At 48.7% G+C, this 21,535-nt stretch carries 27 protein-coding genes, 4 tRNA genes and 1 pseudogene; 24 read left to right on the top strand and 8 right to left on the bottom strand.

The window, feature by feature from the left end; translation table 11 throughout:
- Nucleotides 1-54 precede the first annotated feature (54 nt).
- Nucleotides 55-903: a zinc metalloprotease HtpX gene (locus YWK_RS0107570; RefSeq protein ID WP_026964321.1), complete on the bottom strand. Its 849-nt coding sequence runs from the start codon at nucleotides 901-903 to the stop codon at nucleotides 55-57.
- Between the two features lie 220 nt (nucleotides 904-1,123).
- Between YWK_RS0107570 and YWK_RS0107565 the strand changes: the two genes are divergently transcribed.
- The 5 genes from YWK_RS0107565 to speD all read left to right on the top strand — a co-directional run bounded on the left by YWK_RS0107565 (nucleotide 1,124) and on the right by speD (nucleotide 4,755).
- Entirely contained in the window at nucleotides 1,124-1,429 is a 306-nt protein-coding gene (locus YWK_RS0107565) for a hypothetical protein (protein WP_026964320.1), read from the top strand.
- Nucleotides 1,429-2,568 carry a glycosyltransferase gene (locus YWK_RS18810; RefSeq protein WP_051375338.1) on the top strand — a complete coding sequence of 380 codons (1,140 nt, stop codon included), beginning with the start codon at nucleotides 1,429-1,431 and terminating at the stop codon, nucleotides 2,566-2,568. The genes YWK_RS0107565 and YWK_RS18810 overlap by 1 nt, the downstream gene beginning before the upstream one ends.
- Entirely contained in the window at nucleotides 2,565-3,455 is an 891-nt protein-coding gene (locus YWK_RS0107555; protein ID WP_026964319.1) for an NAD-dependent epimerase/dehydratase family protein, read from the top strand. The genes YWK_RS18810 and YWK_RS0107555 overlap by 4 nt, the downstream gene beginning before the upstream one ends.
- A 44-nt stretch (nucleotides 3,456-3,499) precedes the next feature.
- Complete coding sequence (locus YWK_RS18805; protein ID WP_051375337.1) at nucleotides 3,500-4,138, top strand: rhomboid family intramembrane serine protease; 639 nt, start codon at nucleotides 3,500-3,502, stop codon at nucleotides 4,136-4,138.
- Nucleotides 4,139-4,371: 233 nt separating this feature from the next.
- Nucleotides 4,372-4,755 (top strand): adenosylmethionine decarboxylase, encoded by a 384-nt coding sequence (speD, locus tag YWK_RS0107545; protein ID WP_026964318.1) that lies wholly within the window; start codon nucleotides 4,372-4,374, stop codon nucleotides 4,753-4,755.
- Between the two features lie 80 nt (nucleotides 4,756-4,835).
- On the opposite strand, the gene YWK_RS0107540 is transcribed toward speD, so the two are convergent.
- Nucleotides 4,836-5,321, bottom strand: coding sequence for a hypothetical protein (locus YWK_RS0107540; protein WP_026964317.1), 486 nt, complete (start codon nucleotides 5,319-5,321; stop codon nucleotides 4,836-4,838).
- A gap of 136 nt (nucleotides 5,322-5,457) precedes the next feature.
- On the opposite strand from YWK_RS0107540, the gene YWK_RS0107535 reads away from it, so the two are divergent.
- The 4 genes from YWK_RS0107535 to YWK_RS0107520 all read left to right on the top strand — a co-directional run bounded on the left by YWK_RS0107535 (nucleotide 5,458) and on the right by YWK_RS0107520 (nucleotide 5,968).
- Nucleotides 5,458-5,532: transfer RNA gene (locus YWK_RS0107535), tRNA-Ala, on the top strand.
- A 140-nt stretch (nucleotides 5,533-5,672) separates the two neighbouring features.
- A tRNA-Phe gene (locus YWK_RS0107530) sits at nucleotides 5,673-5,748 on the top strand.
- 62 nt (nucleotides 5,749-5,810) lie between these two features.
- Nucleotides 5,811-5,885: transfer RNA gene (locus tag YWK_RS0107525), tRNA-Gly, on the top strand.
- Between the two features lie 9 nt (nucleotides 5,886-5,894).
- Nucleotides 5,895-5,968, top strand: a tRNA-Cys gene (locus YWK_RS0107520).
- Nucleotides 5,969-6,057: 89 nt separating this feature from the next.
- Here YWK_RS0107520 and YWK_RS22860 read toward each other — a convergent pair.
- Genes YWK_RS22860 through YWK_RS22855 form a run of 3 tightly spaced genes read right to left on the bottom strand, consistent with a single transcriptional unit; the run spans nucleotide 6,058 to nucleotide 6,714 of the window.
- Nucleotides 6,058-6,402, bottom strand: a complete 345-nt coding sequence (locus YWK_RS22860) for a tyrosine-type recombinase/integrase (protein ID WP_169727152.1) — start codon at nucleotides 6,400-6,402, stop codon at nucleotides 6,058-6,060.
- The gene (locus YWK_RS20890) at nucleotides 6,344-6,535 is read right to left on the bottom strand and encodes an Arm DNA-binding domain-containing protein (RefSeq protein ID WP_051375332.1); all 192 of its coding nucleotides are present in this window, start codon (nucleotides 6,533-6,535) and stop codon (nucleotides 6,344-6,346) included. Before YWK_RS20890 ends, YWK_RS22860 begins: the two co-directional genes overlap by 59 nt.
- Nucleotides 6,536-6,537: 2 nt before the next feature.
- A complete protein-coding gene (locus tag YWK_RS22855) occupies nucleotides 6,538-6,714 on the bottom strand; it encodes a helix-turn-helix domain-containing protein (RefSeq protein ID WP_169727151.1) in 177 nt (58 codons plus the stop codon).
- Nucleotides 6,715-6,854: 140 nt separating this feature from the next.
- Between YWK_RS22855 and YWK_RS20885 the strand changes: the two genes are divergently transcribed.
- Entirely contained in the window at nucleotides 6,855-7,331 is a 477-nt protein-coding gene (locus tag YWK_RS20885) for a helix-turn-helix domain-containing protein (protein WP_051375330.1), read from the top strand.
- On the opposite strand, the gene YWK_RS0107500 is transcribed toward YWK_RS20885, so the two are convergent.
- On the bottom strand, nucleotides 7,332-7,529 hold the full coding sequence (locus tag YWK_RS0107500) for a helix-turn-helix transcriptional regulator (protein ID WP_211231387.1): 198 nt from the start codon (nucleotides 7,527-7,529) through the stop codon (nucleotides 7,332-7,334).
- 658 nt (nucleotides 7,530-8,187) lie between these two features.
- Here YWK_RS0107500 and YWK_RS0107495 point away from each other — a divergent pair.
- The 4 genes and pseudogenes from YWK_RS0107495 to YWK_RS21415 all read left to right on the top strand — a co-directional run.
- The gene (locus tag YWK_RS0107495) at nucleotides 8,188-8,439 is read left to right on the top strand and encodes a hypothetical protein (RefSeq protein WP_026964313.1); all 252 of its coding nucleotides are present in this window, start codon (nucleotides 8,188-8,190) and stop codon (nucleotides 8,437-8,439) included.
- 2,768 nt (nucleotides 8,440-11,207) lie between these two features.
- Nucleotides 11,208-11,726, top strand: a complete 519-nt coding sequence (locus tag YWK_RS0107470) for a hypothetical protein (RefSeq protein WP_026964310.1) — start codon at nucleotides 11,208-11,210, stop codon at nucleotides 11,724-11,726.
- A gap of 120 nt (nucleotides 11,727-11,846) precedes the next feature.
- A complete protein-coding gene (locus YWK_RS0107465; protein ID WP_026964309.1) occupies nucleotides 11,847-12,071 on the top strand; it encodes a hypothetical protein in 225 nt (74 codons plus the stop codon).
- A gap of 975 nt (nucleotides 12,072-13,046) precedes the next feature.
- Nucleotides 13,047-13,208, top strand: a pseudogene (locus tag YWK_RS21415) (helix-turn-helix domain-containing protein); the annotation flags it as partial.
- 333 nt (nucleotides 13,209-13,541) lie between these two features.
- On the opposite strand, the gene YWK_RS0107445 reads toward YWK_RS21415, so the two are convergent.
- Complete coding sequence (locus tag YWK_RS0107445) at nucleotides 13,542-14,108, bottom strand: site-specific integrase (protein ID WP_026964307.1); 567 nt, start codon at nucleotides 14,106-14,108, stop codon at nucleotides 13,542-13,544.
- Nucleotides 14,109-14,850: 742 nt separating this feature from the next.
- Between YWK_RS0107445 and YWK_RS0107440 the strand changes: the two genes are divergently transcribed.
- The 10 genes from YWK_RS0107440 to YWK_RS0107385 all read left to right on the top strand — a co-directional run bounded on the left by YWK_RS0107440 (nucleotide 14,851) and on the right by YWK_RS0107385 (nucleotide 19,890).
- Complete coding sequence (locus tag YWK_RS0107440) at nucleotides 14,851-15,306, top strand: hypothetical protein (RefSeq protein WP_156909072.1); 456 nt, start codon at nucleotides 14,851-14,853, stop codon at nucleotides 15,304-15,306.
- 1,164 nt (nucleotides 15,307-16,470) lie between these two features.
- A complete protein-coding gene (locus YWK_RS22850) occupies nucleotides 16,471-16,917 on the top strand; it encodes an ECF-type sigma factor (RefSeq protein ID WP_026964305.1) in 447 nt (148 codons plus the stop codon).
- Nucleotides 16,917-17,126: a hypothetical protein gene (locus YWK_RS0107420; RefSeq protein ID WP_026964304.1), complete on the top strand. Its 210-nt coding sequence runs from the start codon at nucleotides 16,917-16,919 to the stop codon at nucleotides 17,124-17,126. The genes YWK_RS22850 and YWK_RS0107420 overlap by 1 nt, the downstream gene beginning before the upstream one ends.
- Nucleotides 17,127-17,469: 343 nt before the next feature.
- On the top strand, nucleotides 17,470-17,670 hold the full coding sequence (locus YWK_RS18795) for a helix-turn-helix domain-containing protein (RefSeq protein WP_156909071.1): 201 nt from the start codon (nucleotides 17,470-17,472) through the stop codon (nucleotides 17,668-17,670).
- 3 nt (nucleotides 17,671-17,673) lie between these two features.
- Nucleotides 17,674-17,868, top strand: a complete 195-nt coding sequence (locus YWK_RS0107410) for a hypothetical protein (RefSeq protein ID WP_026964303.1) — start codon at nucleotides 17,674-17,676, stop codon at nucleotides 17,866-17,868.
- 22 nt (nucleotides 17,869-17,890) lie between these two features.
- Nucleotides 17,891-18,214 carry a hypothetical protein gene (locus YWK_RS0107405; RefSeq protein ID WP_026964302.1) on the top strand — a complete coding sequence of 108 codons (324 nt, stop codon included), beginning with the start codon at nucleotides 17,891-17,893 and terminating at the stop codon, nucleotides 18,212-18,214.
- Between the two features lie 152 nt (nucleotides 18,215-18,366).
- Nucleotides 18,367-18,519 (top strand): hypothetical protein, encoded by a 153-nt coding sequence (locus tag YWK_RS21835; protein WP_156909070.1) that lies wholly within the window; start codon nucleotides 18,367-18,369, stop codon nucleotides 18,517-18,519.
- A 14-nt stretch (nucleotides 18,520-18,533) separates the two neighbouring features.
- The gene (locus YWK_RS0107395; RefSeq protein WP_026964300.1) at nucleotides 18,534-18,824 is read left to right on the top strand and encodes a hypothetical protein; all 291 of its coding nucleotides are present in this window, start codon (nucleotides 18,534-18,536) and stop codon (nucleotides 18,822-18,824) included.
- Between the two features lie 115 nt (nucleotides 18,825-18,939).
- The gene (locus tag YWK_RS0107390) at nucleotides 18,940-19,164 is read left to right on the top strand and encodes a hypothetical protein (protein ID WP_156909069.1); all 225 of its coding nucleotides are present in this window, start codon (nucleotides 18,940-18,942) and stop codon (nucleotides 19,162-19,164) included.
- Nucleotides 19,165-19,179: 15 nt separating this feature from the next.
- Complete coding sequence (locus tag YWK_RS0107385; protein WP_026964298.1) at nucleotides 19,180-19,890, top strand: hypothetical protein; 711 nt, start codon at nucleotides 19,180-19,182, stop codon at nucleotides 19,888-19,890.
- Between the two features lie 168 nt (nucleotides 19,891-20,058).
- Here YWK_RS0107385 and YWK_RS0107380 read toward each other — a convergent pair whose 3' ends face one another.
- Complete coding sequence (locus YWK_RS0107380) at nucleotides 20,059-20,394, bottom strand: hypothetical protein (RefSeq protein WP_035466424.1); 336 nt, start codon at nucleotides 20,392-20,394, stop codon at nucleotides 20,059-20,061.
- Between the last annotated feature and the right edge of the window lie 1,141 nt (nucleotides 20,395-21,535).

Genomic DNA, 21,535 nt, shown 5'->3' with positions numbered 1-21,535 from the left:
TTGGTGTCGCTGGTCGACTCCAAGGGCTTGCCACTGTATCGGATGAGATTCTGGTTAGCCAAGGACGCGCATGTTGCGCAGTCTGCGCACACGTTCCTCTGTGGAGGGGTGTGTGCTGAACAAGCGGACAATCGACTCGCCGCGAAATGGGTTCACAATGAACATGTGGGACGTCGCTGGATTGAAATCCCCGGGGATTCGGAATGCATACGCCTCGAGGCGCTCCAGTGCGTCCGCGAGCGGGTTTGGATCGCCCATGAGTCGGGCGCCTACCGCGTCAGCTTTAAACTCTCTCGTTCTCGAAATGGCGAGTTGTATCAACGTAGCCGCGATGGGCGCCAAGATCATCATCGCGATTTCAGCGATGACATTGCCCCGGTCTTCGTCGTCTCGCCCGCCAAAACCGAACATCATCGCCCACTGCATCATATTGGCGATAGACGTGATGACGCCGGCGAGCATCGCAGCCATGGAACTAATCAGGATATCGCGGTTCTTGACGTGAGCCATTTCGTGTGCGAGTACCCCTTCGAGTTCGCGCGGCGACAACGCCCTCAAAATCCCTTCTGTCACAGCCACTTTCGCGTGTCTCGGGTTGCGCCCCGTCGCGAACGCGTTCGGCTGCGGGGAGGGAGTCAGGTAGATCTCAGGCATTGGGAGGCCGGCGTTGTGTGCGAGTCTGCGCACCATGGCGTATACCTCTGGCAGTTCCGCTTCGGAGACAGGCCGCGAACCTGTCATTGCAATGGCGACGGAACCGCTCGTCCAGTAGCCGATAAAATTCATCGCGATGGACAGGATGAGAAAGAAAATCATCCCGTGGTAACCGCCAATAAGTCGTCCAAACAGCACCAAAATGACCGTTAGCACGCCCATAAGCAGCCAGGTTTTCAGTGAGTTCATCCAATCATTCCTCCGTCTAGAATGGCAGTAGAAAGCTGGACTCAATTTGTATTGTATTCCCCAGACCAAGAAAGGAAAAGTACGATTCGGGGCGAAAGTCCACGCATTATGGTGGTTTTGTGGAAATGTCGTTGACTTGTCACCATTGATTTGTTTGACGTTCCGGCTTTCGTTATACTGAGTAGCGAAACAGGGCAGTTGATGGAGAGGAAGTGACCTCATGCGGCTAGGTCTAAACATTGAGTATGGTGGCAAGAACTACGACATTTTGGAACTGCCACTTGAGGCGTTTGTACAACTGGTGCCTGGATTGACCGTGGAACAGTTTAATCAGTTGGATAAATACTTTGCGGACTACTGGCCGGAGCCGACGCAGCGCCGTCACCACATCCTTGGCTTCGCCGCGGAGCAAGTGGGCGCGTCGATTGATTTCCTGCTTCTCAACCGCGAGAGCATTCACTTTGACGAAGCGGACATGGCCGAGTACGTCCAGGAACATACCAAACAGGGGAATCGACCGTCCTAATGAACTACCAAGTACTCGTGTTCGCTGCCGGCAATGAACGAGGTGGAGCGGCATCACATATCGCAACGCTTGCAGCTGTGGTTCGCGAACGCGGGCTTCAACCCTATTTTTGCTTTGGATTTGTGGGGGACGGCCCGTTGGTGGATCGCACGAAGTCCCAAGGCGTGACGACGGTTGTCTTCCCAAGCAGTCCTTGGGCGGCCGTATCCGCCCTTCGTAAGTACATAAAACAGAGGACTCAGCCGGTGATCTTGCATGCGCACGGGCCCCGCTTAAACGTGCTGGCGTACCTCGCATCGCGTTCGGGGCGCAACCAGTGGGTCACGACTGTGCACAGTAACCCTTACAAAGACTTCCTGTCCAGCCGTTGGAAGACGTTGATCCTGACTCGGCTGAACCACTGGTGCGTAGCACACAGTGACGGGGTGTTTGTCGTGCACCCGATGTTCGGCGAGTTTTTTCCTACGTCGCGCGTGTTGTACGTGCCCAACGGCATTTCCTTGAAACCTTTAGAACGGGATAAATCCGCGTACCGCTTGGCACTTCGCCGACAGTTGAACTTGCCCGAAGGGACTCCGCTGCTCGGCATAGCTGCGCGGTTCGATCCGGTGAAGGACATCGGCACCATCATTCGCGCAGTCCCCAAGATGCGAACGGCAAACGCTCATCTGGTCGTCGCTGGAGATGGAGAGCAGCGCCAGCCCTTGGAGCAACTCGTCGATGAACTTGGCGTTCGCGACCGCGTTCACTTTCTTGGGTTCATCGACAATGTGCTCGAGTTTTACGCGGCGTTGGATATCCATGTCCTCGCGTCGCACAGTGAAGGCACGCCGTTCTCTGTGCTCGAGGCGGGGTGGCTTGGTGTCCCCAACATCGGGACAAGCATCCCCGGCTTGACGCGCCTCCTGTTGGATGGCGAGACGGGGCGGTGTTTCCCTGTTGGCGATGCCACTGCGCTGGCTGAAGTGGCGGATGACCTGTTCGAGCACCCAGACATCGCACAACGCCTTGCACGGGCGTTTGCCGAGCGCATTATCCCTGAATATACACCGGAAAAGATGTTACAGGCCTACCTGGACGGGTACGAACAAGTGCTCGGCGCCCAGCGACATCTGGCCAAGGAGCGTGAAATGATATGAAGGTTCTCGTAACAGGTGGAAGTGGATTCATCGGGGCCGCCACAGTCTCGGCGCTGTTGGCACGCGGACACGACGTGGTCAACGTCGATTTGCAGCCCGCTGTCCACGGAGAGAAGTACTATGCAGTCGATGTCACAGACTCGGACGCCCTGCAAGCCGTATTTCAGGAAGAGCGGCCACAACGCGTCGTTCACCTCGCTGCACACATCAGCGTTCCGGCGTCGGTCGCGAACCCGCAGATGGATATGGAGCAGAATATTGGCGGATCTCTGTCGGTGTTCGAGGCTTGCCGCAAGTTTGGTGTGGACCGCGTGTTGTTCGCATCTTCCGCAGCGGTGTACGGCGATGCAGCAACGCCGCCCATTGGGGAGGATGCGCCGGTGGTGCCCATGTCTCCGTACGGCATCTCAAAGCGGTCTGTTGAACAGTACCTTATCGGGTTCTACAAACAATGGTTTTCTTACGCAATTTTTCGCTATGGGAATGTGTATGGACCACGGCAATCTGCAGAAGGCGGTGCCGTGATTGCCAAGTTTATCGAAGGTGTGACGCGCCATGGGCGCATTGAGGTGTACGGAGACGGCACACAGGTTCGCGACTTCGTACACGTGGAAGACGTAGCACGTGCAAACGCGCTTGCCATCGAACAAGATGGGTCGTTCCTTTTGAACCTCGGCAGTGGAATTCCGGTTTCCGTCAACGACCTGATTGACGTGTTGCGGAGCTTGGTATCCACATCTTTCGAAGTGGTACAGAAGCCGCCGCGCCCGGGCGACATCCACTCCAGCTATTACGATGTAACCGGTGTGAAGAACATCCTGCAATGGGCACCAAAGATTTCGCTGTCCACGGGACTTGAACAGCTGTTACGCAGAGCCGCACAGTAACCCGAAAGAGTTATCTGTCCCACGACGAGATGGGGGTGGTTTGGGTGCGCTACCGCAGTGCGGCTCACACTCCGGTCACGTACGTCATAATTGCTGTCAACATCCTGTGGTTTCTTGCGGTGGAGTTACCGCGGGGCTTGGGTGCGTATGGCCTGGTTGCTTCTGGTGCCTGCGCGCCTGTTCTGGTCACCAGTGGAGATTGGTATCGCTTGCTCTCGGCGATGTTTGTACATGCCAGCCCGACCCACATCGTCCTCAATATGATTTCACTGTGGTCGCTTCGGATGGTGGAGGTCTGGTTCGGATCTGCCAAGTATTTCGTGACGTATTGGCTATCCGGCTTCATCGGGTTCCTATTGTCTACCGCTATCACCAGTCCGATGACCGTTTCCGCAGGTGCGTCCGGAGCTATCTTTGGGGTGTTTGGCGCTGTGTTGTACATGGCCTTGCGCGGCATTCTGACCAAAAACGTGCGCAACCAATTGATTTTCATTCTCGCGCTGAATCTGGTGTACGATGTGGTGACGCCGAGCGTCAGTCTTGCGGGGCACGTCGGCGGTTTGGTCACGGGTGTCATGTGCGCCGCGCTTTTTGTACAGCGTGCCCGTATGCAGGTGAATGTCATTGCTATCTGCTGTGGGATACTCACAGCGGTCGCACTCGCCTTCGCCTATTTTGGGTAATTGCACCCAATTCTATGGTCTGGAGAAAATCTTGTTGCAAATTGTCGTTGATGGACTTATACTATCAGTCGTAATGTCTGGCGGGGCACAATGTGCCACGCGCTCGTCAAGGAATCGCCTTCACTTAAAGGGTTAGGACCTCGAAGGACTAACTTTCCCCCGTGGTGAAAGGGCCTGATTCCACATGCCTGAAAGCGGCATGGCTTATTTTCTGTAAAGGGGGATTTTTTGGTATGGACACAATGGGTCGTCATGTCATTGCCGAGTTGTGGGGTTGTCCCGCCGAAGTTCTGAACGACTTGCAAGGTATCGAACGGATCATGGTAAATGCGGCACTGGAAGCTGGTGCAGAGGTTCGCGAAGTTGCGTTTCACAAGTTCGCACCGCAAGGTGTCAGTGGCGTCGTGATTATTTCCGAGTCGCACCTGACAATTCATAGTTTTCCAGAACACGGATACGCGAGCATCGACGTTTACACCTGTGGTGATCGTATAGATCCGAACGTGGCATGTGACTACATTACGAAGAAGCTCGGCGCTACTCGTCTGGAATCCATTGAAGTTCCTAGAGGCGTCGGACCCATTCAAGTGCAGGATGTGAAAGTCCGAGCACTCTAAGTCCAAACGAGGAACCCAGCAAGCGAGAGCGCCAGCTCTCGCTTTTTTCACGGGTTCCCGTAGGACAGTGGAGGGAACGTTTACTCGTCTCTATCGGCGAATGCGCGCTCGTGATGCGTTGGAATGGGTTTGTCCAAAAGTACTTTGCCGTTTCCGGCATCCACGACGACCAGGTACCTGTATTCTCCGTCTTCCGCCATCCCGAAATATACGAGGCTGGTTCGGATGTTGCGCAGTTGCACGTCGGCTACTTTAGAGCCAGGGTGGGCGGTAGAAATCGCCTTCTTAGCCTGTGCTGGGGCACATTTCGCGTACTTCTGCAGTTTTTGGGTATAGGCGATGCGGCTCGCAAGGTAGGCGTCCCGTAATTCCTGTCGTGACACTTGGACACTGGAGCGAATGTCCCAGTGATGGACCGGGGTGCCTCCGGTGAATTCACCGGCTGTTGGCTCTGTAGCTGTATCTGCTGACGGTGAGGGTCGCTGAAGACCATCACCTGCCCAGACGCTCGGTGTTGTACTGACAAGAAAAGCCAAGGTAGTAACACTGACCACCCATTTTTTCATGGCGTCGTCCTCCTCGTGGTTGGCAATTGACGATTGTAGGTTGTCCAAAACCATCCAATTCAATTACATATTTTTCTGCTTGATTTTTGGTGCTAAACCTCAGTATAATAAGCGATGTTGACGCCGTTGATTCCGCGGGACCGTAGCTCAATGGGAGAGCACTGCGCTGGCAGCGCAGGGGTTGTGGGTTCGAATCCCATCGGTTCCACCAAACAGCGAGCGGGTGCTGTTGGAGCAATGGCAAGCACCCGCCGGCTCTGAGGCTGAAGTAACAACCGCAACTCCACTGGAAAGTTCGGTTGACAGAGCAGGAACGCATGTTGTATAGTCTTCACTGTTCCCCTAAAGCGCGGCTCGGTAGCTCAGTCGGTAGAGCAGAGGACTGAAAATCCTCGTGTCGGCGGTTCGATTCCGTCCCGAGCCACCACGTGGTACGACAGATGAAAGTACCACAGTGAGATGGTTGAACAGGTCATACAGCAAGCTGATGCGGAAGTGGCTCAGGGGTAGAGCATCGCCTTGCCAAGGCGAGGGTCGCGGGTTCGAATCCCGTCTTCCGCTCCACATATCGATGGCGCCATAGCCAAGTGGTAAGGCAGAGGTCTGCAAAACCTTCATCCCCGGTTCGAATCCGGGTGGCGCCTCCAAATGACAATTCCTTATGCGGACGACTTCTCGGTTGTGGAGAGGTCGTTTTCTTTATCTCTGATTGTCTCGTTTGCGCATCAATTGATCATCAGTCCTTATTCACAACGAATTTGTCATCAAATATAGTCGCCGCGAACGAGTTAGCTGCCTGACGTTGTTGCTCGTCGTTGCTGTGGACGTAAATATCCATTGTGATGCTTGTTCGTGCATGACCCAAACGTTCGCTCACGACGTTGACCGGCACACCTTGTGCGATGAGTGTTGAAGCATGGGTGTGTCTCAATCCATGTATGCCCATGTGGGGGACTCGTGCGTCCTTAATACATTTCAGCCATTGACTGTCGACGGTGCGATAGTAAACTGGACGACCATCTTCACGCGCAATAACTAATTCGAAATCCTGATACTCGCCCCATGTCCTTTGCGTTTTCAACCTCGCGAATGGCCCGCTTTGCTTCGCGTTCAGTGTCGAATGTGCCCAGCCACTTATACTGCCTTTTACCATCCTTAAATCCGATGTAGGCACGTGCTCCGTATTTCTTCCCTCGCTTAACGACTGATCCCATACTCACGCCTCCTGTGTCATTTTTTCATTAATCCACCGTTCGAGTGCTGCACGTGGCACTCGAATACGGTGGCCGATCCTCACGGCAGGGAAACCTGGCTCGTTGGCCAGAGAATATACCTTAGACCGACCGACTTTAAGGATTGCCTGTACCTCTGCCAAAGTCAACAGTTCACCCATACCCATGCTGCCCTCCTTCCTGTATAGTGTTTTAGTATGTATAGTGCGTTACGTGTTGTATTATATCATACGCATTTGTGTTGTGTAAATAGTTATTATATGATACAGTATCATATTACTATACAATATGAGGTGACGTTATGGACGACTTCGGGCAGTTGGTAAAGCACAAGCGGAAGGGAAAGGGACTCTCAACACGTGAGTTGTCGCGGCAAGTGGGGATGTCATCGGCTTACATTTCTCAATTGGAGCGCGGATTGGTCAAACGTCCCGACTATGATGTAGCAAAACGCATTGCGGATGTACTGGGCATCGAGGAGTCTGTTTTGGACTATTTCGGTTTTGTACCTGACGAGGTTGAGCGGCAGATGCAGGTAGAGATTGAGAGGGAATTGGAGCACAGACGGGAATTAAAGGCGGCGTACGTATCAAATCTGTCTGAGCAACTTCAAACGATGGATTTGGAGTCTCTAGAGACTACATCGTTCATCCTCAATCAGCAGATGGATGTGGCGCGGAAGTTGTACGAAATCAGTCTTATAGGAGATCGGCAAGCAATGGTGACGATTAAGGAGTTTATTGATTTTATGCATTCGAAACATGTCGTGGTTGATTGATTAATCCTCAATAACAAATCCCCACAACGCCTCTACACTTGTCTCCAATACCTTTGCAATACGTAGCGCGTTCTCCAATGAGGGGACGCGTTTTCCGTTTATCACAAGGCTTATCGCTGTTTCAGTCATCCCCACTTGTTGCGCAAGCCATCTATGCGTCAATTGTTTTTCGAACAGTAATCGTTTTAACGGTGTCATACTCATGTATTCTACAGTGGCACATCTTTGTCCTGTTAAAAAGATTTATGCGGACAACGTATAACGGCCAAGCGGTGCTCAATACCTTCTACTGTCCGGATGGAACCGAGGGACACAGTGCCACTCCCCCACTGATGGAAGGTGGAACCGTGGAACCGAGGGACGGACTTATTTCCGCAGAAAGAGTTGGTGGAAGGATGATCAGGGCAGACAGGAAGAGAAAGGTATCGCCATATGTACCTCGCTTCATCAAAGAACATGTCCATGATATGAGTCGTTATCTTCGGCAGTCTGAGGGAGAGACAGGCGCACGTTTGGTCATCGCCTCACTAAATGACTTCCCTACTCTAAACCGGCTAGCTCCATACATGTGGAGGGACTACGCACACGGTACACACGCTTGGATTGGGCATCTTGACCACGAAAACCTAGACGCGTTAATCAATCCACGCGGACACGTAACGGAGCACTTATCCATGCGGTTCACACAGGATGATTGGGCATCTATTGACGCACTGGGTTTTGCGTTTGGCCGTCCTGTAGCACACGCTGCTGCTGCACTATTGCGATTTACTTATGACTATCCCTGCGTGACACAGATGGTCGCGCCTGGATACGTGCCACGTAGCCCTTACAGCATACAAAGGGGGCATAATCAATGGGGTTCTGGACGGACGTCGTGATATCTGTTCCCAAAGTGACGTTTCGCAAGTTAAAAGATCTTGTTGAGGAACTGTACTATTTCGAGTCCGGCGAGGAGTTGGATGGGCGCTGTCGAAAGGAGTTGGCCGAGAAGTTAGCGGTAAGGGTTATCGAACAGTACGTGGCCGAGTATTTCAGCGCGTGTACAAGAGCGGCGGCAGAGGTGTTTCGGAGTCGAAGCAAAGGAGGGACTATGCTATCGCCGTGATGTAGAGGAAATGATGTGCGTAACGTGTACAGTGCCGTCACCGTTTCCCCTACGATGATATGAGTGGGGGATTTTTGTAACTGTTCAATGAAAATCAAACAAACCATATACTCAATCTACATATATTTTTCACATGCAGATGCTACACTTCTAACCGTCTCCGGCCGACATGGGACATCGACCCTGTATCACTGTATCACCACATAGCGCTCACATATATAATGTGGGCGTATTTTTTATTCGGCTCATGTGTAACAAAAAGCGCCCCCATCCGATAAAGGATGAGGGCTATTGTATGGAGAAAAGCTCACCCATTGCATTATTGCCTTGGAGATGTTGGCGTAAACATCATCAAGGAACGTGCGGAATGATAGAACGGGGTGTACTGCAAAGGCGAATTGAAAAAGAAATGTGTCAGTCATCTTTCGACATTACTCGACATGGATAATGTGATAGTCTCCATTGCGGTGATACATGAAACACATAAAGGCCATGAGGTGGGTACTGATGTTTGGATGGTCGCACATGTCACAGGAAGAGTACTTAGAAAGACGACTGCGCGAAGCGGGTGTTTCCAACGAAATCATCGCACAGTTAAAAACGGAACTCTTACGCAAGGCTGATCGGAAGGTAATATCCTTTTCTATGTATAGTGGGCGCACCAGTGAAGGTCGCGTCAACGTATCACAGGGTACGGTACAGTGATGTAGGGGATCTGCTTTACGCAAAGACAAAACGCTAATCCTTTTTTATTTGTCCCGATTCGGCGGTTTTTCCTTTGTGAGTGGCCAGGTTAAAAACACCCGCCGATCTCAGGATTCGGACGGGTTACTGTGTGTCTTATGTACGGGTGATTCGTAGTCAACCGAAGGACTGCACTGTTGGCAAATACCCATTGGAAAATCTGTGTTGTCTTTACGTATGAAACCAGTTTTGAATATAACCTTCATTTCAGACTCATCGACATAGCTTTTGCACAAGATGCACTTTGCCTTCAAGCTTGCGGCCCCGTAATGGACAATCTCGTTGCAGATCCGGGGCAATACCCTCCCTCCCGTAACATTATGAGTAAATTGTAACTTACAGTATCCAGAAAATAAATAGTTATATTCTACTATTCAACAGTCATAAATTTGACTGTCTATTTACTCTATACCAGACGTGCGCTCCGCCCACGTGGGTCGTTCTTTACAAAGGAGTGGCATGGGAGTTCGTGGGAAACGTGAGGAATGATACACCGGAGTATATCGCTGAAGCAGGATGACAAAACGCCCCCATCCGACTGAAGATGAGGGCAACTGTATGGGGAAGAGAGAAGCTCCACCATTGCATTATTGACTGGGAGACGTTGACGTAAACATCACCAAGGCTTAAACACATGCATAGTGAGTCAGTACTGCAGCCATAGCCGAGTGGGCATTTGTATGCGTATCAGGCTGAACACCACAGGCCAGCCGGAGGAAACGATATATCTGCTACGTGGCACCACTCATGTTCGTAGCATCAATGCGGACTTGGACGGCAATGGAGGCGGCGGGGCACCGTTTTAAACGCCAAAGGAACTGGAAGAGTACGTGCGGCACTACGGATTACGGCCATACGAGCAGTTGACGCTCGGGATTTGAAAAAAGCAACAGACCGGATTCATCATCCGGCCTGCTGGGAGGATTGAACCAAGTATTGATGGGTAGGAAAGTTCATTGCTACCTCAATTTATCAGCTCGATGTTAGAAAGCCATGACTGAGCGATTAGAGTTCGATGAGAGGACGTGTGGCTTAAAAAGAAGAGAAGGATCGGGGGTGTACCGACCTCAAATGGGGCCTTGGCTCGACGAAGGGGTGTTGTCTGCCAGCAACATAACCATATGTGCGATTGATGTGAGTATTCCTGGCCTCGGTGAATGTCAAGAGGAGGCCTCCGGCGCAGTGGACGACCTCCTCCATTAACTCTGGCGCGGCTGCCAGAGACGGTTTCAGGATATGCGCAGTCTAGACATGATGTTTGGGCCAATCGTTGAATTCGCAAAAAAAGAGAAGGCCGCCTGTGAGGGTGGACGACCTTCCAAGAGTCCTCGGAAGAATTCATGAAGTTGGGTCAGCTGATGGATCACGGCATCATATGTGGACCTTCAACAAGGTGTGAAGGCGAAAGGAGCGTGTGACATATAGACACATTTTATGTAGAAAACAAGCCCAAGTGAAAGCGTGTTGGTCAGTGAACATTAAAAGAGAAGGCGACGTATCGACCTTCTCCTGAGCTCTGGTGTCGAAGGAGAGTGTGTATATACGGTTTTGGTCTGCGTAGGGTGTGTGTTTTGCCAGAGCTAGTTCAGTGTATGCCACAGTGTGACAAGTTGTCAGGGCGAAAGGAGCTTGTGACGGATAGAAAACAACCCGAGCATGTACGAGGTAAGCAAGCTGACGTTTGAAGCGTTGCATGGCGAGGACGGTGAGTGACATGACACATACAGTGACCGATGTCCGCCACAAAGCCGCCGCAATCCTAAGTGGTCACAAGCTGAGGATGCGTGCTAATCATTCCATTGTATATCTATCTTCTTTTTTCAAGGAGAATAAAGACACGTGAAGTCATCGCGGTTTTACTTGTCGCTAGAGGAGGCACTCTAATGGCAATTATGGGAAAGTCAATTATAGTAATCACTGGTGTAGGAACATTTACGATAAAGGGGTACTTATGCAAATTGCAGATAGTCTAAAAAGAAAATAGTGACTCCAAGGATCGTACTAGTGAAGCGGGAGGGTGTAACTTGGATACCGAAACGCTACGCATATTCCAGAATCAAATAATGCGACAATCACAATTCGCTCTGATGGCCATGGATGACCTGAAAAATGCATTGTCGAGTAATGACGAGGATCGTCTATGGTATTCCGTTCAGGCGTTTTTGGTCGCAGCGGGGAATATTTCAAAATTGCTTTGGCCGAAGTCAAACCCTGAGCGTGGCCAGATCGTTCGTCAGAGTCTTGCGGTACCAGACGATTCGGTTCTGAGGGATAGAAGCCTCCGCAATTATTTCAAAAACTTCGATGAACGAATTGATAGCTGGGCAAAGTCCTCTAAATATAGAGTATTTACGGATGGAAACATCATTGTTCCTGCTAAATTTAAATGGCTTGATCCGAACGACTACTTTCGTAATTTTGATCCGGACAACATAGTGGTGAGCTTTCATGAAAGGCAATACAAGTTAATATCGCTGTATAAGGAGATTAGGCGAATACATGCCAAATCCATGATCGAAATTTACGGTCTTTTCGAAGAGTAAAGCCCTGCTTCGGCGGGTTTTTCCCACCTGGACGTCAATTTCATATCCTTACTTTCCAATCAGCCCATCCGAGAAACGGTTATATAGGTGAAAACCAATAATCAGGAGGGACTATGGAACATGTTTAGTACGTGGTCTACAGGAAAACTTATTGAGGAATTCAAGAGAGTGAAAGAAATGTACGAAAAAAGACTCAAACAGTCGACAGAAATCGGTAATTTTAACGCTGGCTTTGCTATGGCAGCGTCAAACAGGCTACGTGACGAAGCACAGACATACGGTCGGATCATGGGAGCAATCGCAATCGAACTAAGGAAACGCGGCATAGATATCACTAAATTATAGTGTGGAGGCACGATAATTTACTATGCATAATCGACATTCAATATTGCGACATGGTACTATCCTCGACGGGGAATAGGTACAGTGAGAGGGAACTGACACGCTGGCGGTTCCCCTACATGTTACCACATAATACAGGTGGAGGGTGTGATCAGGCATTTTAGCGTTGGCGACATAGTTTACTACACAGCAGACAGAAAGCGTGAGATATATGAGGTAACACATGAGCCAACTAAACGATACCAGCGCTACAAGCTACGGGCCTTAAATCTCGAAAGCAAGGAACAGGTAATTGAACTGAAACTTGACGTAAACGATCCGACTTGGGATTGTGTGTTCGTTGACCCGCGTCATGCATTGAATGACGCGATACGAAGGCAGCAGGAATATGAAAAACAAATACAACGACAAGCAGATGAGTGGCGCAAGCGTGTATCAGTACACCAGACGACCTACTCAAGATAATGTATCGTGCATGGGAGTATCGTAACTTTTACACCGATCCATTTGATCTCATACCGGCTAATCCTGACGAGGTCACTGTAAGAAGAAATTGTCGTGCAGCGGTTACGCGAATACTTCGGCGTGGACGTGGACTCAAACGTAGAAAAGGAGTAGGCTTACCTACTCCGTATACTGAGTGACATTGTGTCTTTCTGTTCCTCCTCACAGATAATACTTGCTCACAATGTCCACAAAAATGTCCATCAAACCCACTTTGTCACTCTCTACAACTTCAATCTCCCATTCGTTCCCGTTGATATCATCAATCCATGTAATGACGGCGGATTACCCGCGCAAGAACCGGCCAATCATGGTTTTAACTTTGTCAATTTGGTTACGAACTTGGTCGATTAATTGTTGTGGCTTGACAGTCACGACAAACACCTCCTTAGTTTTGTATTGCCATACTGTAACCAGATTTAAACGCGATCCAAATCAATCGCGAGTTGACGCTGTCCAACGACGCATCTCGCCGAGTTATCTGGTGTGCGACAGGCCCGCATCAGCCACATCTGCAAGGGATATGTTGAGCGGTTGGAATTGAAGCACATTGACGCGATATGCAAAGCGTTGAAGGTTGAGCCGTGGCAATGGATTGTGTGGACGCCGGATGAGGAGGAAAACGAGGATAAATAATACATAGTGTCCAACTCGGAATTATAGGATTTGGATTTGACGTAATGACGAGAAAAATGAAGCGTGGTGGAGGAAAATGTAGATAATCCCTAGTTTATTTGTCGGGATTTAACTGTACAAATATGGACACTGGGAGAGATCTTTAGTGCATTGGTAGGTGGGATAAACCCACTTACAACCTGCTCAGCACGCCCGCCGCCTCGACTTCCGCAAAATCTTCGCACGCGAAAGAGCCACCGCAACAGTATCGGTGACTCATTCGATGAGGGGGTAAGGTTACCCAAGGAGTTTTGCAAAGTAATTGTATCACAAAGTGTGTCGAACGGTGACTAGTTACAGGTTCAGATTCACGTACACATCATCTAATTCCTCTTGGGTGATACCGATGTACGCCAATGTAACAGATGGTGCGGAATGGTTCAACAACTTCTGAATGCGTGTAATGTCGACACCTGATTGATATGCATGATACCCAAACGTTTTACGCAGGGTGTGTGTACCGATTTGCTCAGTAATACCGACTGCCCTGGCTGCGTCATTGATGATGCGATACGCATGTTGACGGGTTAACGGTGTTCCACCTTTGCGACTCGGAAACAACGCTTCATCCTGCGTGTATTCCCCTCTGGACTTCATATACTCGCTTATGGCCTTCTTTGCGCTATCACCAAGAGGGAAGTCCTTTGTCTTACCGGTTTTCTTCTCCCGCACTACAATGCGTTCTTTTACCTTGCCATTCTCCATGACATCGCCGACTTTGAGTTTCAGGAGGTCACTGATCCGAAGTCCCGAATTGATACCGAGAACGAACAGGCAGTAATCACGTAGGTTATCCGCTTTAAGTATCTTCTTCATCGCTTCGATTTTCTTACGGTCACGAATAGGCTGCACAAACTCCATTGTTATCCGCTCCAATCGAATGGTATTTATTGTATCTATATATACAATATGACACATTAAAAATCAACTGCTTCAAGGCGAGAAATAGAAAAAGGCCAGGAATCCCAATAGCGACGCGGAATTCGACGCGGAATTCGGGGTTTTATCCAATGTGACAGAATCTAATTGTGTAACATTCAACTCGGTGGCGTTGTTGGACGGAGGATGAGGCAAGGTAACGATATGCAGGATGTAATGTAGATAAACCTACTATCTTACTCACCATACACAAACAATAGAACAGGAGAATAAACATACTAATCCGGCCGTTTTGCTCAGACTTATTTTGCGGAATGTGTCTTCGGCTCGGCGGCGGCGACAAGGTAGGTCGACCGGTGAATTTGATCAACAAAACCTCGATATGATAAAGTTTGGTAACACATCAAACTTATTTCGCCATGTCACGCATCACGTTTCACTCAAATTTGCGATCCGTGATTTCTATTAGAAAAATTTGTTGGAATTCTCTGTACACTGCTCCATAATATCTCCGTATTGGCTCCATATTTACTCAAAATGGGTACGCTAGTTTAGAGTTAGCGGGCTAAGTGGGGTGGTGCCGGTGGTTGGCATAGATGATCAGCAGAGACGTCCACATTGCGTGGGCGTTTTTGCGTTGGACGGACAGAGTATTGAGTATGAGTACGTTTCATATGGAGGGAAAACCTTCCTGACGTCGAATGAGACATCGGGAGGAGATATCTTGCAACAACAGCCACTATGGCCGACATATGTTCAAGCTGTTACCGCATTAATCAACGTAATAGTTGTCGTAATAGCCACTGTCACCAATTTCATTCTTGGCGGAAGACAATGGTGGAGGACGAAGAAACGGCGCATCAAAATAGCCAAAATCCTAGCTTTACGTCTAGATCTTATTGCGCAGAATCTTGAACAAACACGCGTGACAGGTGTCAACGCGTTTGTAGAAATGGGATTATCCAAAGGTGTTTCTGATGATTCGATACTGGATTTGTTTGAACCAGATATCGTGAGCGAGCTATATGTCCATTGGGAGTACCTGACTGAGCTTCAACGCCAGCTTATTCCATATAAAGATAAAGCAGATTGGGACATACCAGCCGACATGCTTACGAATGTAGCCCATTTCGTACAACGTTCATTAGAACTTAAGAAAAAATTGACCAACATGAAATGATCCCGCTTCGGCGGGTTTTTTATTTCCGCGTGTGACGCACGGTAAATGGCTTAATCTTATGCAGTCAAGCATGCGTATCCTAACAGCATCTGACGGGAAGGAGGTGGGGTACGTGTACGATGGAGGAGTATTTGGTGGTTTCACCCGGTGGGCAGTTGTTTTTCTGATTATCTTCGTGCTGTTCTTCCTGCTTGTTCCGCATCACGGCGGTTACTAAACAGTAAAATCCGCATGCACAATCCCCTAAACATTAAATGGCATTGGCAAGTAAATACCGGGGAGGGGGGATAAAACCGTGATTGCACGTGCTCATTGCATGCGGTCTATTGGACGGCCCGTCGTCATTCGCACGAGGGATGGTGTAACTCACCGCGGAGTTCTTCATTCCGTAACAGGTGATGGAATTACATGCGTCCGGTAGGGGGCGGAGCTCGTCTAGCGAATGAAACAGACGCCAGTACTGTAAACATTGATTTGCTGGAAAACATGCCTCAGCCAAAAGATGACGTTGAAGAGGCATTTTTTCCATTTCTCCACTTACCCTTTTTGGCGCTTGCGGCGCTAGGGCCATGGGGTTGGTGGTGATAAAACTTGCGCAAAGCCATAGCGGTTGCTAGACAAGAGGTTTCCGTTTGAGCAGTTTCCGCTCACACGGTTCTGAAAATTTATTTGTGCCATCCTGCCATCCCCGCTTCGGCGGGTTTTTTATTTTCTCACCAGATGCGCTGTAGGTCACTTTGATGCACCACATCCCCCGCGCATGACCAATTACCCTTCCACCCCTCGAATACGTTCACCAGATGTAGCTACAACGCACTCCACACATAAAAGTCGGCCTTTCAACGTGCCGTTTATATGCCGTGTGTATAAATATGTAGTTGTTTACAAAGTTATACATGTCGTGTTATAATATAGGCATATTGAACTGTTGAAGTATCGCCGAGACGTGGGCGAGGTGTGCCCACTAGCGTGCCGACAGTTCGATTTTTGTTTTACCTGTTCCCTGACAACCGAATATTGCGTGCCTAGGCATTTCACAAATTGGAATCGGAGGGTGATCGATAGGACGAAAGAAGAAGAGTGAACAACTCGTAGGCATTGAATTGTTGCTGGATGGGTTTACTGAAATGCGAATGAGTTACGATTACGGCGTTGACTATTTGCATGGACTTGGAGAAGCGTCTGCAATCAGACATGCTTACACCATCGGATAGACAAACCGTAGCATTTCGTTTTTTTGCCGGACTCACGAATCGGGAGGTGGCACATGTACTAGGTAAGAGCGAAAAGGCGATTGAGAAGCGAATCGATCAATGGCGTGACAGGTGGACAGATGCACTGGTGGGAGATGGGACGCCGGTTAATCAAAGAGTTTCTCCAGGATTACATATATCGTTTCATCCCGACATCGACAAATGGAATGAGGACATATTACATAATCGCAACCAGTGGTGGATTGTTCCAACCGCTGTAAGTCGCGCTATATTAGATACATTTGGATGCAAACCGAAATCTAACCGCAAAGAGTACATATCCAAGCGACCGCCATATTACATCACTAAGCTTTGGACCGTGAAGATGTGTCGGGCCGTCCCGATTGGGAGGTATTGATGCGTGAAGTGGAAGATAAACCGCGAACCACTTCAACAAGTCACAAGCGTGCTGCATACGGCGAAATGAGCGAGTTGGACGACAACAATACCTTTTCGACAATTGATTATTACAAGAGAATATTTAATGTTCGATTGCCGTCTGAGCGTCTCGGCCCGAAACAGTTGGCGTGTTTGGCAGGCCCCGTGAAAAAGTTCTATAACGCGTAACGCTAGCGGTAATAAGGGGATAGGTTGTCACCTTGCATTTTGGTCGACTCGCAACCTCAATATATAGAGGGATGACCTTGTACAAGATCGTCCCAGGATGCATAGAGTGGAAACCGCTACTTTTCCCGTTTTAACCCCCAATTGATAAGGGGGAGAACATTAACTTCGGTCTGGTCGGGGGTACACACCTCGTTAGACATATATCATCCATCTCCATATCGTCCATCCATCTTCCTTTGACATAGATGGATTCCTTCCTGTGAGGGGGCACGTCCTTGTGGCGTGCTTTTTATTTTTTGGTTTGTTAGTTGCTTTTTCAAACTCTGAAAAAGGGGGTGATCCAGTGAAGATTAGTGGACAGACGTTGCGGCTGATGAGGATGAGCGTCGGCATGCGTCAAGATATCGTTGCTGACCTGATTGGCTGTACACGTCAGTACGTCAGTTTGGTTGAGTTGGGTAAACGCAGGCCGTCAAAGAAGCTGTTGGAGAGATGGATTAGCGTGTTTGAATTTACAGCAGATGACTTCAAGGAGGTTGTCTAAGTCGTGGAAGAGCAACAAATCGCACTGGAGATGATGATATCTCGACTCGAAAGCACATCAGCCAAACTGTCGAAAATCACGGATGCACTAGAGCGCATCAGCCAAAGAGATCAGACTATCAATCAGTGTCTCGTGAGGAGTGGGACATCTTATCCGTCTATGGCATTTCGCAAACTGGTAAGCAAATTCACCATTTAATTTCAAGGAGGATGTTTTAATCATGGAAAATCAAAACCAGAAAATTACACCGGAATTGTTGGTTAAAACTGTGAGCGAGACAGTTGATGCGGCAAAGAAGATGCACGAGGCATTCCAACGTAGGGAGGCGCGTATTCGCAAGCGCGAACAAGAGTTGGGACTCAACACCGACAACGCGACGACAGCCAAGACAACTGCTCCCGACACGTTCACCGTGACTGAACAGACATACAAACGTGATGGTCTAGTTCTGCAAATGGCGTCTGCTGGCTACGCAATCGAGAGCGAGCAATACCAGAGCGGTAACACGGTGCGGATCACCTTCAAGAAGGCGGTGATCCGTTAATGGTCGTACGGCTGCACAACCCAACGATGGCGAACGTGGTAATGTCTCGGTTTGATGCTGAGGGGTACGTCACATGTGGACACTTGGAAGACATTAGGATGCTTGTAGAGCAAGGTTGCGAAATCATTAACGTATTGGAGGATGAAACGGGTATGAACAACACTCAATTTTATTTGGTTGATTTCAAGAATCTCGTGTCGCGTGTCGATGCAGATGCACACCTGGAACGTGAATTGAACAAGGTGATTACCGAAAACTGGCGTGTGTTTATGTCCAAAAACGGCAAAGTGTTGCTGCATAAGTAAAGGAGGCGTAGCACATGAAATTCATTTGCGGCAGAGGTAATACGGTTTTCAACGGTCAACACTGGGTCACTGAAAAAATCGAGTGGGAGGTATCGGACGAGTCGGAGATTAAGAAAAATCTGGCGAGTGGATGGTTCTCTCGTTTTGAAGACGATGGGCAGTTCCCTAAATACCATGTCATCGAGCGCACACCTCGTGACCAATTCAGTGAGGACTTTTACAACCAACTGCTCCAGCTTGGTGCGGATGGATATGAAGTTTTCTATGTAGATGCACAACGTATTTTCTTCATCAAACGCAAATAATCACGCAAGACCATATAAAGACAAACCATATTAACCACGCGGGCCGGTCGGATGGATCGGCCTTCTATATTGCAGGAGGAATCTATCTAAGAGTATTGGACGAGAGTTGAAACGGATGAGAGAACGCGCCGGTGCAACCCGGTATTATATCGTACGTTACCTCGGCGTGAATGAGGGCGCATTAGCGAATATCGAACTTGGATACAGCGTACCAGACGAGACTATAATCAACGGCTACAAAGAGGCATTGGAATATCTGCGCCAAAACAGTATGCCGGATCGCGCACGGTTCAAGGTGTTGTGGTTTGTACCGAGCGTAACGGCAATGGCAGAGAAATGATGAGGAGGTGAAAGGATGAACGCGGAACAGAGCACACAGCAAAACGAACATATGCCGAATAACGTGGTGAGTCTCAATTCATACAACCTGAATGATTTGGGTAACGCCAAACGATTTGCGGATCAACACTCTGTCTATTTACGCTACGTCACGTCTCAGCAGAAATGGTACATCTACGACGGCAAGCGATGGGCAGAGGATGAGTTGTCTGCCGTGTACCAACTGGCGGACATGACGATTCAATCTATGTACGAAGAGGCAGCGCGGTGTTCAAATCAACAGTTACGGCGGCAGTTAACTGACCACGCTCAGGATAGTGAGTCAAGACGAGGAATCAACAATATGCTGGCACTTGCTGCAACGCGGCCAGGAATTGCATGTACGATTACACAGTTTGAGCGCGACCCGATGGTTTTTAATGTTCAAAACGGAACCATTGATTTACGCACTGGACAATTCAAAGCGCATGACTCAAGGGACATTAACCAAGATTGCCAATGTCACATACAATCCGTATGTGGAATGCTCAACATGGTTAGCGTTCCTAAACCGTATCATGAGCGGCAACGAGGATATGATTCGGTTCTTGCAGCGTACAGTGGGTTACTCTTTGACGGGGAAGACCAACGAACAGTGTTTGTTCTTCCTGTACGGAACTGGCGCAAACGGAAAATCTACGTTCGTCGAAACAATGTTTTTGTGTACCACAGACATGCCATATCATAGTGACGAGTCATTCTCAGTTGGAACGGACAGGTATCTTGTAGGACAAGTCGCCTTGTGGGGTCTCAAACACTTTCCTTGGGGAAAGTTACTACCGAATTTACTTTTAAAGTCAGAACAGCAAACATATCGGAGGGGTACAGTTACCCCTCCGATATGCCGGTTTTATGTTCATTTTGATTTCGAAACATATTTTTTAATCGCCGTTGCGGTCCCTTCATCTACATTCTTACCGTATTTTTGAATCAATTCATCAGCATTCGATCCGTTCCTTATTGCGTCCGTATACGCATCCATAAATTGCTTGATGCGTTGTTCGGGAACCGCAAGACCCAACTTGTCGATATACTTTCTAGCAAGTTGTTCCACTTGCGATCGGTTTTTCCACTGCTCGGGATTGACTTTTTTAACCGCATCGAGAATCCCAAAAACATTTCCTTTACCCGCAAGATTTCGCTTCAGTACATTTAATGCAGACGACTTTTTTACGAAGAACTTCCTTGGCATAGAAATATCCCTCCTCCTTTCTCCGTCGTGTCTGCTTCGTTCGTGCTTCTACCCATTGCCCCATCATTGATTGCTCAATATGCAGGAGTTATCGCCATCAACTCTTTAAACCAAAGTTAATATAGAGTATGGCGGGAGATTCAGTCGTGAGACGGCTTGTATCATAGAAGGAGCGGCTTGTACGCCCTTATTAGACAAACAATAAAACGCCCCCATACAGAAGGGCGTTTTATTGGGCTTATACTTAAAACTCGCCAAATGGAGTGAAAAGAACGAAGAACAGGACAAAAATCACGAGAAACGCAATTTCAGCTCGACGTACGCCAAAGGACATTCTGAGTCACCTCTTTATAAGCTAAAGTTAATATAGGAAATGGCGGGAGATTCACGTACAGAGGGACGTTGTACTGGGCTTGTACCTATCAACAGAACGGGAAAAGAATGAAGAACAGTACAAAAATCACGAGAAACGCAATTTCAGCTCGACGCAGTCGGAACCCATCTGACATTCTGAGTCACCTCCTTATAAACCAAAGTTAATATAGGGTATGGCGGGAGATTCAGTCGTGAGACGGCTTGTATCATAGAAATGCGCGGCTTGTACGCCCTTATTAGACAAACAATAAAACGTCCCCGTACAGAGGGACGTTTTATTGGGCTTGTACTTAAAACTCGCCAAATGGAGTGAAAAGAACGAAGAACAGGACAAAAATCACGAGAAACGCAATTTCAGCTCGACGTACGCCAAAGGACATTCTGAGTCACCTCCTTATAAGTCAAAGTTAATATAGGGTATGGCGGGAGATTCAGTCGTGAAACGGCTTGTATCATAGAAATGCACGGCTTGTACGCCCTTATTAGACAAACAATAAAACGCCCCTAGAAACGGGGGCGTTTTATTGGAAGGTGAATGTACGATGGTGGCTTTAGTGGTGCATCGATGGGTAATTTTAATATATGCCACCACAGTTCAAAAACAACGGCTTGTACCTATCAAGCAAATGAAATAAGACAGTCGTCCATTCCGATGTCATACTATTATACATGCGGTCTGTCGGATCTGCCCCCTTATCCCACCACCTCAGAACCATAGTTATGCCTGATTCATGGTTTCCCAATATGTCTGTATGGTACTTTGGCG

It is taken from the genome of Alicyclobacillus pomorum DSM 14955 (assembly GCF_000472905.1).
GTDB classification, from domain to species: Bacteria; Bacillota; Bacilli; order Alicyclobacillales; family Alicyclobacillaceae; genus Alicyclobacillus_A; species Alicyclobacillus_A pomorum.
This window is presented reverse-complemented; position numbering and strand designations above follow the sequence as displayed.

What these genes read in the sequence shown, in the direction of transcription:
- YWK_RS0107570 (WP_026964321.1), bottom strand. Translation starts at nt 903, where the DNA reads ATGAACTCACTGAAAACCTGGCTGCTTATGGGCGTGCTAACGGTCATT.
- YWK_RS0107565 (WP_026964320.1), top strand. Translation starts at nt 1,124, where the DNA reads ATGCGGCTAGGTCTAAACATTGAGTATGGTGGCAAGAACTACGACATT.
- YWK_RS18810 (WP_051375338.1), top strand. Translation starts at nt 1,429, where the DNA reads ATGAACTACCAAGTACTCGTGTTCGCTGCCGGCAATGAACGAGGTGGA.
- YWK_RS0107555 (WP_026964319.1), top strand. Translation starts at nt 2,565, where the DNA reads ATGAAGGTTCTCGTAACAGGTGGAAGTGGATTCATCGGGGCCGCCACA.
- speD (WP_026964318.1), top strand. Translation starts at nt 4,372, where the DNA reads ATGGACACAATGGGTCGTCATGTCATTGCCGAGTTGTGGGGTTGTCCC.
- YWK_RS0107540 (WP_026964317.1), bottom strand. Translation starts at nt 5,321, where the DNA reads ATGAAAAAATGGGTGGTCAGTGTTACTACCTTGGCTTTTCTTGTCAGT.
- YWK_RS20890 (WP_051375332.1), bottom strand. Translation starts at nt 6,535, where the DNA reads ATGGGATCAGTCGTTAAGCGAGGGAAGAAATACGGAGCACGTGCCTAC.
- YWK_RS22855 (WP_169727151.1), bottom strand. Translation starts at nt 6,714, where the DNA reads ATGGGTGAACTGTTGACTTTGGCAGAGGTACAGGCAATCCTTAAAGTC.
- YWK_RS20885 (WP_051375330.1), top strand. Translation starts at nt 6,855, where the DNA reads ATGGACGACTTCGGGCAGTTGGTAAAGCACAAGCGGAAGGGAAAGGGA.
- YWK_RS0107500 (WP_211231387.1), bottom strand. Translation starts at nt 7,529, where the DNA reads ATGACACCGTTAAAACGATTACTGTTCGAAAAACAATTGACGCATAGA.
- YWK_RS0107495 (WP_026964313.1), top strand. Translation starts at nt 8,188, where the DNA reads ATGGGGTTCTGGACGGACGTCGTGATATCTGTTCCCAAAGTGACGTTT.
- YWK_RS0107465 (WP_026964309.1), top strand. Translation starts at nt 11,847, where the DNA reads ATGTTTAGTACGTGGTCTACAGGAAAACTTATTGAGGAATTCAAGAGA.
- YWK_RS0107445 (WP_026964307.1), bottom strand. Translation starts at nt 14,108, where the DNA reads ATGGAGTTTGTGCAGCCTATTCGTGACCGTAAGAAAATCGAAGCGATG.
- YWK_RS22850 (WP_026964305.1), top strand. Translation starts at nt 16,471, where the DNA reads ATGGACTTGGAGAAGCGTCTGCAATCAGACATGCTTACACCATCGGAT.
- YWK_RS0107420 (WP_026964304.1), top strand. Translation starts at nt 16,917, where the DNA reads ATGCGTGAAGTGGAAGATAAACCGCGAACCACTTCAACAAGTCACAAG.
- YWK_RS0107405 (WP_026964302.1), top strand. Translation starts at nt 17,891, where the DNA reads ATGGAAAATCAAAACCAGAAAATTACACCGGAATTGTTGGTTAAAACT.
- YWK_RS21835 (WP_156909070.1), top strand. Translation starts at nt 18,367, where the DNA reads ATGAACAACACTCAATTTTATTTGGTTGATTTCAAGAATCTCGTGTCG.
- YWK_RS0107395 (WP_026964300.1), top strand. Translation starts at nt 18,534, where the DNA reads ATGAAATTCATTTGCGGCAGAGGTAATACGGTTTTCAACGGTCAACAC.
- YWK_RS0107390 (WP_156909069.1), top strand. Translation starts at nt 18,940, where the DNA reads ATGAGAGAACGCGCCGGTGCAACCCGGTATTATATCGTACGTTACCTC.
- YWK_RS0107385 (WP_026964298.1), top strand. Translation starts at nt 19,180, where the DNA reads ATGAACGCGGAACAGAGCACACAGCAAAACGAACATATGCCGAATAAC.
- YWK_RS0107380 (WP_035466424.1), bottom strand. Translation starts at nt 20,394, where the DNA reads ATGCCAAGGAAGTTCTTCGTAAAAAAGTCGTCTGCATTAAATGTACTG.